6 protein-coding genes and 2 pseudogenes are annotated in these 7,530 nt (G+C 70.7%); 6 read left to right on the plus strand and 2 right to left on the minus strand.

The window, feature by feature from the left end; translation table 11 throughout:
- Nucleotides 1–214 precede the first annotated feature (214 nt).
- Nucleotides 215–904 carry a Tn3 family transposase gene (locus ACIBBH_RS38990; RefSeq protein ID WP_399413162.1) on the plus strand — a complete coding sequence of 230 codons (690 nt, stop codon included), beginning with the start codon at nucleotides 215–217 and terminating at the stop codon, nucleotides 902–904.
- Here the strand turns inward: ACIBBH_RS38990 and ACIBBH_RS38995 are convergent.
- Entirely contained in the window at nucleotides 797–1,912 is a 1,116-nt protein-coding gene (locus tag ACIBBH_RS38995) for a serine hydrolase domain-containing protein (protein ID WP_399413164.1), read from the minus strand. The two genes, ACIBBH_RS38990 and ACIBBH_RS38995, sit on opposite strands and share 108 nt — an antisense overlap.
- A gap of 348 nt (nucleotides 1,913–2,260) precedes the next feature.
- On the opposite strand from ACIBBH_RS38995, the gene ACIBBH_RS39000 reads away from it, so the two are divergent.
- The 3 genes and pseudogenes from ACIBBH_RS39000 to ACIBBH_RS39010 form a co-directional block, all read left to right on the plus strand.
- Nucleotides 2,261–3,142 (plus strand): GyrI-like domain-containing protein, encoded by an 882-nt coding sequence (locus tag ACIBBH_RS39000; protein ID WP_399413166.1) that lies wholly within the window; start codon nucleotides 2,261–2,263, stop codon nucleotides 3,140–3,142.
- 224 nt (nucleotides 3,143–3,366) lie between these two features.
- Nucleotides 3,367–4,113 carry a recombinase family protein gene (locus tag ACIBBH_RS39005; protein ID WP_399413168.1) on the plus strand — a complete coding sequence of 249 codons (747 nt, stop codon included), beginning with the start codon at nucleotides 3,367–3,369 and terminating at the stop codon, nucleotides 4,111–4,113.
- A 67-nt stretch (nucleotides 4,114–4,180) separates the two neighbouring features.
- Nucleotides 4,181–4,473, plus strand: a pseudogene (locus ACIBBH_RS39010) (chorismate-binding protein); the annotation flags it as partial.
- On the opposite strand, the gene ACIBBH_RS39015 reads toward ACIBBH_RS39010, so the two are convergent.
- The gene (locus ACIBBH_RS39015) at nucleotides 4,424–5,452 is read right to left on the minus strand and encodes a helix-turn-helix transcriptional regulator (RefSeq protein ID WP_399413170.1); all 1,029 of its coding nucleotides are present in this window, start codon (nucleotides 5,450–5,452) and stop codon (nucleotides 4,424–4,426) included. The pseudogene ACIBBH_RS39010 and the gene ACIBBH_RS39015 sit on opposite strands and share 50 nt — an antisense overlap.
- 102 nt (nucleotides 5,453–5,554) lie before the next feature.
- Between ACIBBH_RS39015 and ACIBBH_RS39020 the strand changes: the two genes are divergently transcribed.
- Both ACIBBH_RS39020 and ACIBBH_RS39025 read left to right on the plus strand, forming a co-directional pair.
- Nucleotides 5,555–7,024, plus strand: a complete 1,470-nt coding sequence (locus ACIBBH_RS39020; RefSeq protein ID WP_399413172.1) for an MFS transporter — start codon at nucleotides 5,555–5,557, stop codon at nucleotides 7,022–7,024.
- A gap of 239 nt (nucleotides 7,025–7,263) precedes the next feature.
- Nucleotides 7,264–7,530: pseudogene (locus ACIBBH_RS39025) on the plus strand (IS982 family transposase); the annotation flags it as partial.

The following is a 7,530-nucleotide window of genomic DNA, read 5'->3' on the forward strand; positions in this document are numbered from 1 at the left end:
AGGTGAGGAGGCTCGGGTTGGCGCTGGCAGCCGTACGCGACCTGCGCGAGTCCCGGGATCCGGTCTCGGCGGAGGAGCTGGAGCAGTTCGAGACCGACGTGCTTGCCGGGTTCGTGCTCGCGCGGGCCTCGGCGGGCCTGGCGGACGGCACCATCTGCGGGGACGTCGGGCACCTGGACCAGATGCGGGCCTGGTTCGGCCGGCCGCTGTGCTCGTGGCGCTGCGGGACGCGCTGCGGCGGCGGGAGATCTGGGTGCCGGGGGCGAACCGGTGGCGGAACCCGGAGGACGATCTGCCGCCGGACTTCGAGCCCGCGATGATCGAGGGGGTGCTGCGGCACTGCACGGACGTGGAGTTCGACCGGCAGTACACCGACACGCACGGCGCCTCCATCATCGGGTTCGCCTTCGCCCACATGCTCGGCTTCAACCTGCTGCCCCGGCTGAAGAACGTCGGCTCGGCGCGGCTGTACCGGCCGGCTGCCGGACAAGACGAGAAGTGGCCGAACCTGGCGCCGGTGCTGTCGACCAAGACGATCGACTGGGACCTGATCCGCCAGCGGTACGACCAGATCGTGAAATACACCACCGCCCTGCGCATGGGCACCGCCGAGGCCGAGCAGGTCCTGCGGCGCTTCACCCGCGGCGGCCCGAAGCATCCGACGTACCGGGCGATCGAAGAACTGGGCCGGGCGGTGCGCACGGCGTTCATCTGCGACTACCTCGCCGACGCGGAACTGCGGCGCGAGATCAACGACGGGCTCCGCCTGTGCGGGCCCAGACTGCCCCGTTGCCTGTCAGTGCAGTCCGCTGTAGGCGGCCATGATGATCTCCATGCCGCGGTTGTCCTCCTGCTGGTCCCGGTCGATCATCTGGTTCATAACATAGGCCACCGTCAGGCGTGAGCCGGGATCGCTCGCGACCAGCGAGCCACCCCAGCCGCCCCAGCCGAAAGTGTTGCCGAACTTACCGAAACCCACCGTCCAGCACATCGGTGTCCCCAGCAAGCGGTCCTCGCCCCGGAACACCTCCTGCCACGCGGGCTCGCAACCCTGGGGGGACAGCAGCCGCACGCCGCCGGCCGAACCCTGGTTCGCCAATACCGACTGAGCCAGGGCGACAGAGCGGGCGTTACCGAAGCCGTTTACCGCAGGGATCTGCGCACGGCGCCAGGCCACGGAGTTGGAGTCCTTGACCCGGATCGCCATACCGGTATTTTCCCGGCGCGTGCCATCCGGTCCGAGCGGTGCGCTGGCAGCGTACTCGTCGGTCAGTGACGGCGGCGGGATGAGCGGTGCGACGCGGTGGTCATGTTCGGTGGAGAGCCCGATGTGGAAGTCCGCGCCCAGCGGTTTGGCCACCTCTTCGGCGAAGAACTCGCCAAGACTGCGGCCGGTGATGCGGCGGACGATCTCACCCACAAGGAAGCCGAAGGTGAGCGCGTGATAGCCGGCGGCCGTTCCCGGCTCCCATTCGGGCGCTTGCGCGGCCAGCCCTGCCGTCACGCTCTCCCAGTCGTAGAGCTCCTCTACCGTCGTCGGCCCGGACAGGTCCGGCAGCCCCGCGGTGTGCGACAGCACGTGCCGCACCAGCACGTCCTCCTTACCGGCCGCGGCGAACTCGGGCCAGTAGGCGGCGACCGGCGCGGACAGATCGAGCTCGCCCCGGTCGGCCAGAATCAGCGCGCACAGGGCGGTCATGTTCTTGGTCGTCGAGTTCACGCCGACGATGGTGTCGCGCTCCCAGCTGATGGAGCGGTCCGCATCGGCGTACCCGCCCCAGATATCGACCACCGGCTCGCCGTCAACGTAGACGGCCGCCGAGGCACCCACGTCGTCCTTGCCGAGCAAAGCTGCAAGGGCCGCCCGGACTGCCTCAAACCGCGGCTCGCAAAACCCCTTAACATCAGTCATGGGGGTAAGCCTCAGGTAACGCCAGGGCTTCCTGCCCAACAATTCCCGCACTGGTTTTGTCGGGCGGGGCGCGATCAAGTTTTCGATACTCCAGCAAGGCGGCCTGATGGCCGCCGGTCGGGCCGCCGGTCCACCGCTCCTAATGGCGCGGTAAGACGTTGGGCGGTGTCTGATGGCCCGGTCGGCGTCCCAGACCGCAGCGCCGATGACCGCCAAGGCACCGCGCGCGGCGAGCGACTCCGGCTTGGGCTCGGGGGCCGGCCGCTGTGGCTCCTGCGGCACTGCGTGCGGCTGTTTGGCAGGGTGGGCGTTCCTCCGTGGAGACGCAAGAAGGAAGGACGGATACGCGTGCTGGAGCGGCTGAATCGGGCGCTGGACCACCTTGAGGCCTGCCTCGACCGGGAGGTCGACATGGCCGAGGTAGCCCGGATCGCCGCGGTGTCGGAGTACCACCTCCGGCGGCTGTTCTCCGCGCTCGCCGGGATGCCGCTCCCGGTCTACGTGCGGCGGCGACGAATGACGCTCGCCGGGGCCGAGGTGCTGGCCGGGGACCTGACGCTGCTCGATGTCGCAGTGCGGTACGGGTACAGCTCGGGCGAGGCGTTCGCCCGGGCATTCCGATCGGTGCATGGCATCGGGCCGGGCGAGGCCCGGCGCACGGGTGCGGTGCTCACGGCACAGCCGCGCATGTCCTTCCGTGTCGTCGTCGAAGGAAGTACGACCATGCGCTACCGGATCGTGGAGAAGGAGTCGTTTCGGGTCCTCGGCAAGAAGGCCCGGCTCCCGCTCGTACGCGAGGGGGTGAACGCGGCCGCCGCGGCGCACATGGAAAGCCTGGATAAGCAGGCAATCGTACGGATGAAGGAGCTGGCCGGCCAGGAGCCGGACGGGATCCTGTCGGCGGTGGTGTACCTGACCGACAGCCGGGAAGAGGGCGCCGAGGCGGACTACTGGATCGGCGTGGTGACCGGTCCTGAGGTGGCCGCCGAGGAGCTCGACGCCCTCGACGTGCCGACCGGGACCTGGGCGGTCTTCGACAACCACGGGCCCTATCCGAGCGCCCTCCAGGAGCTGTGGCGAGACGTGTTCACGCAGTGGTTCCCCTCGAACCCGTACACGAGCCGGACAGGTCCAGAGCTCCTGCGGACGCAGCCGGTGGAGATCGGTGTGGAGACCGACTCCCAGCTGTGGATCCCGGTCGAGCGGGGCAGCGGGAGCGCCGGGGCGTGAACACCGACACCTGGACGTTGCCCTCCGCGCGGAAGCCCGCCGACGACCTGCGGACAAAGATCAGGCGCAACTCACAGCAGCTTTCACAAACGGTCCTTTGCGCGAGCAAGATCAACAACGGTCCACCGAACCCCCGCCGACCCCGGATTCGTTCTCACAACCCGTTCTCACTCAAAAGTGGGACGGGCCCCCTTCTGAGACTTGCATTGTGCGAATCCGGGCCCATGACGGACCCTCAGCCCCCTCCCCCAACCGACCGGTTGGACGCCGACGACGTCGAACAGCACACCTGTCCGAAGTGCGACGCCCAGCCCGGATCACCGTGCCGCTCGCGCGGCGGCGTGGTCGCCTCCGCCTACCACACCCGCCGCTTCGCCCTGGTCCCCCGGCTGAAGAAGGCACTGCGCGTGCCCACCCCCGCCGACCGCGGCCCGGGCAGACGGTGGCGCCCGGGCACCCCGCTGCCGACGCCGATCGACCCGGACCTGCCGAGCGCGGACATCCGCATCGGCTACGCACGATGCTCGACGCTCGGGCAGGAACTCGACTCCCAGCTCGACGCGCTCAGCAAGCACGACATCCCGAGGGACAAGATCTTCAGCGAGAAGATCAGCACCCGGGTGCGGGAGCGCCCGCGGCTCGAGGAGGCGCTGAGGACGGCGCGGGAGGTCAAAACGCACGCCCCGCACTGCCGGGTCATCTTCACCGTGTACGAGATGAAAAGGCTTGGCCGCGACGCCGCCGAGCTCACCGCACTCGCCGACCACCTCACCGCCCACGGCCTGGTCCTGGAGATACTCGCCGGACCCCTGCCCGGCATCTACGACCCCACCGGGCCGGGGAAGCTGCTGTTCGCGTTCTTCGCGGCGATGGCGGAGACCGAGCGGGAGAACATCCGGGAGTCGACCCTGGAGGGGCTCGACACCGAGCGTCACTCTGATTACAGAGACCTACTTGTCACTCCGCCGTAGCTTCGGGAGAACAGGGCCGTGTGCGGCGGACTGCTCCTGTCCGTGGTCGTGGGCGCCCCGAGGCGGGGGCGCGGGGAAGCTGCGCACCATGCAGATCATCGACCGTCTGGAGGCCGGCCCGCGCTGCGTCTACTCCGGCGCCATCGGCTACTTCTCGCTCCCCGGTGCCGCCGACCTGAGCGTCGCCATCCGCACGGCCGTCGTCACCCCGGACGCGTCCGGTACGGCGTCGGCGGCGCGATCGTGGCGCTGTCGGACGCCGCCGAGGAGTTCGAGGAGACCGCGGTCAAGGCCGCCCCGCTGCTGATGCTCACCGGCTGCGAGTTTCCGGGCCGCTACCCGAAGGCCGTACGGACCTGACGTCGCGGGACCGGCCCGGCGGCGGCCGGTCCCCGCCCGTACGCGTGCCCCGCCGGAGGAGTTCGGCGGGGCCCAACGCCCGGTATCGGTCGGTCAGTTCGACGAACAACGCGTGGGTGCGCTCGTCGGCGGGCGTGTGGATCCACATCTTCGTGTCGGGCGCCGCGGCCACCGTGAAGGCCGTCGTGGTGACGGCGAGCAGCTCGCCGTCGACGGTGCGGAACGACTTGCGCCGGGTGTCCGACGCGGCGACCTCGTGCCGGGCCCACATCTCGGCGAAGCGCGGGCTCGTGGCGGAGAGCCGCTGGATGAACTCGGTCCAGTGCGGATCGGCCAGCCGGCGCCCCGACTCCGCCCGCAGCTGGGCGACCATGAGCGAGGTCTCGCGCTCCCACTCCACGAGCGGCTGCTGGTGCTCGTCGCTGGTGAACAGATGCCAGAGGATGTTCCGTTCGGCCTCCGGCCGCAGCATGATCGCCGGATCGAGCGCCCCGTACGCGTCGTTGAACGCCAGCACGTCGTACCGGGCGGTGACGAGGCACGCCGGGAACGGGCTGAGCGCGTCCAGGATGGTCTGGTGCTCCGGCGGCTGGCCGTCGCGCGCCGCCGCCGCGTCCAGCGGCACGCTGGGGACGTCGGCCAGCCGGTAGAGGTGGTTGCGCTCGGTCGGGTCCAGCCGCAGCGTGCGGGCGATCGCGTCGAGCACCTGCACGCTGGGGTTGATGGGCCGCCCCTGCTCCAGCCAGGTGTACCAGGCCACCCCGATCCCGGAGAGCTGGGCGACCTCCTCGCGGCGCAGCCCGGGCGTACGGCGCCGGGGGCCGCGCTCGATGCCCGCCTCCTCGGGCGTCACGCGCTCGCGGCGCAGCCGCAGGAACGCGCCGAGTTCGGCACGCCGGCGCGCCTGGCTGTTCGGGACGTCGGCAGCGGAGGCACCCGGCGGAGGGCTCGCCCGGTGCGAGTGGTCTGGAGACGTCACGCCCCCAGTGTGCCGTACGACGCGGACGGTATCCGGATACCCCCAGTACCGGGACAACTGGGTATCTGGTACCCGGACATGGCGGTCGGCACCATCGGCTGTATGAGCGAGACGACACAGAATCGGGCCCAGGTCATCGGCCCGGGAACCGCCGCACCCGCCCCGAGCGCCGACGCCGCCGCGGAGAAGCGGCAGCGCACCCGCATGCTGACGGTCATGCTCGGCGCCGTCTTCATGGCCCTGCTGGACTCGACGATCGTCAACGTCGCCACGCCGACCATCCGCACGGACCTCGACGCCACCGGTTCCGCGCTCCAGCTGATCGTCTCCGGCTACACCATCGCCTACGCCACGCTGCTGGTCACGGGCGCCCGGCTCGGTGCCCGCAACGGCTACCGGACCATGTTCCTGTTCGGTCTGACCACCTTCACGGTGGCCTCCCTCGCCTGCGGCCTGGCGTCCGGCTCCGCGCTGCTGATCACCGCGCGGGTGGCCCAGGGCGTCGGCGCGGCCGTGATGATGCCGCAGATCTACAGCCTGATCCAGCTGCGCTTCGAGGGCGCCGCGCGCGGCCGGGCGCTGAGCCTGTACGCGGCGACCATCGGCCTGGGCGTGGTCGTCGGGCAGGTCCTCGGCGGTCTGCTGGTCAGCGCCGACCTGTTCGGCACCGGCTGGCGGCCGGTGTTCCTCATCAACGTGCCGATCGGTGTGGTGCTGGTGATCGCAGGCCTGCGGGTGCTGCCGCAGGGCCGGCCCGCCACGCCCAAGCGTCTGGACACCCCCGGCCTGATCACGCTGACCGCGGCGCTGCTCCTTCTGGTCGTCCCGCTGGTGATGGGGCACGAGCAGGACTGGCCGGTGTGGATGCGCGTCTTCCTCGTCGCGTCGGTCCCGATGTTCGTGGTGTTCGGCTTCGTCGAGCGGGCGGTGGCGCGCCGCGGTGGCGCCCCGCTGGTCCCGGGCCGTGTGCTGAAGACCCCGGGTCTCGCGCCCGGCGCCCTGTCGATGTTCTTCGCCATGGCCGGATACGCCGGCTTCCTGTTCTCCTTCTCCCAGCACATGCAGTCCGGGCTCGGCGAGTCGGCCACCCGTACCGGCCTGACCTTCGCGCCGCTGGCCATCGGGGTCGCCACCGGCAGCCTCACCTGGCAGAAGGTGCCGGAGCGGCTGCACCGGCCGATGATCGTCACCGCCTGTGCCGTGGCGGCCGTCGGCTACCTCGGCATCGGCTTCGACATGCGCTCGGGCGGCCACGGCGGCCTCGCGCTCCCGGTGCTCCAGCTGGTGGTCGGCATCGGCATGGGGTACATCACGAGCCCGCTGCTCACCGTGTCCCTCGCCAAGGTGCTGCCCGCCGACGCGGCGGACGCCAGCGGTGTGATGACCACGTCCGCGCAGATCGCCCAGGTGCTCGGGATCGCCGCCTACGGCAGCGTGTACCTGAGCGGCGCGGGCGACTACGCGCCGGCCACGTCGGCCCACGCCATCCACGTCACCGCGATGCTCGTCGTCGCCGGCGGCCTGATCAGCGGTCTCGCCGCGCTGAAGCTGCCGAAGGCCGGGCGCGACTGACGGCGCCCCCCAGAACCGGCCAGCCCCGTAATCCCCCGACGGGGCTGGCCCAGGACCGCGGATCCCGGCGCGGAGGCGGCGCCGGTGGCCCCGGATCGGATGATTCCAATCCGGGGCCCTGCCCTGTCCCGGGCGGGCTCCGTCCGCCGGTTTCCGCACACCGGCCGGTGTGCGGCCGGCGTAGGGAAACCGGCGTAAAAAGGACGCAAAGTGAATCGGCGTCAGGACAACCGCGGGCTCTGCGGCAACATCTAACCGCACTCTGCGTGAGAACCGCCGGCCTACTGAAAGCAGCTCCGCACCTGGGCCCGTGGCGAGCGAAGGTGGGCATAGCACCCAAACCCAGCGACGCTGAACTGGTCACCCTGGCGGTGATGCAGGCCCTGCTCGGCTTGACCAGCGAGGCCCGCCGGCTGCGCCACACCCGCGCCCAACTGCGCCACCTGTTCCCCTACCTGCCCCAGCAACCCGGCTACAACAAGCGCCTGAGGGCGGCGGCTTCGCTG

This window comes from Streptomyces sp. NPDC051636 (assembly GCF_044453765.1).
GTDB lineage: Bacteria > Actinomycetota > Actinomycetes > Streptomycetales > Streptomycetaceae > Streptomyces.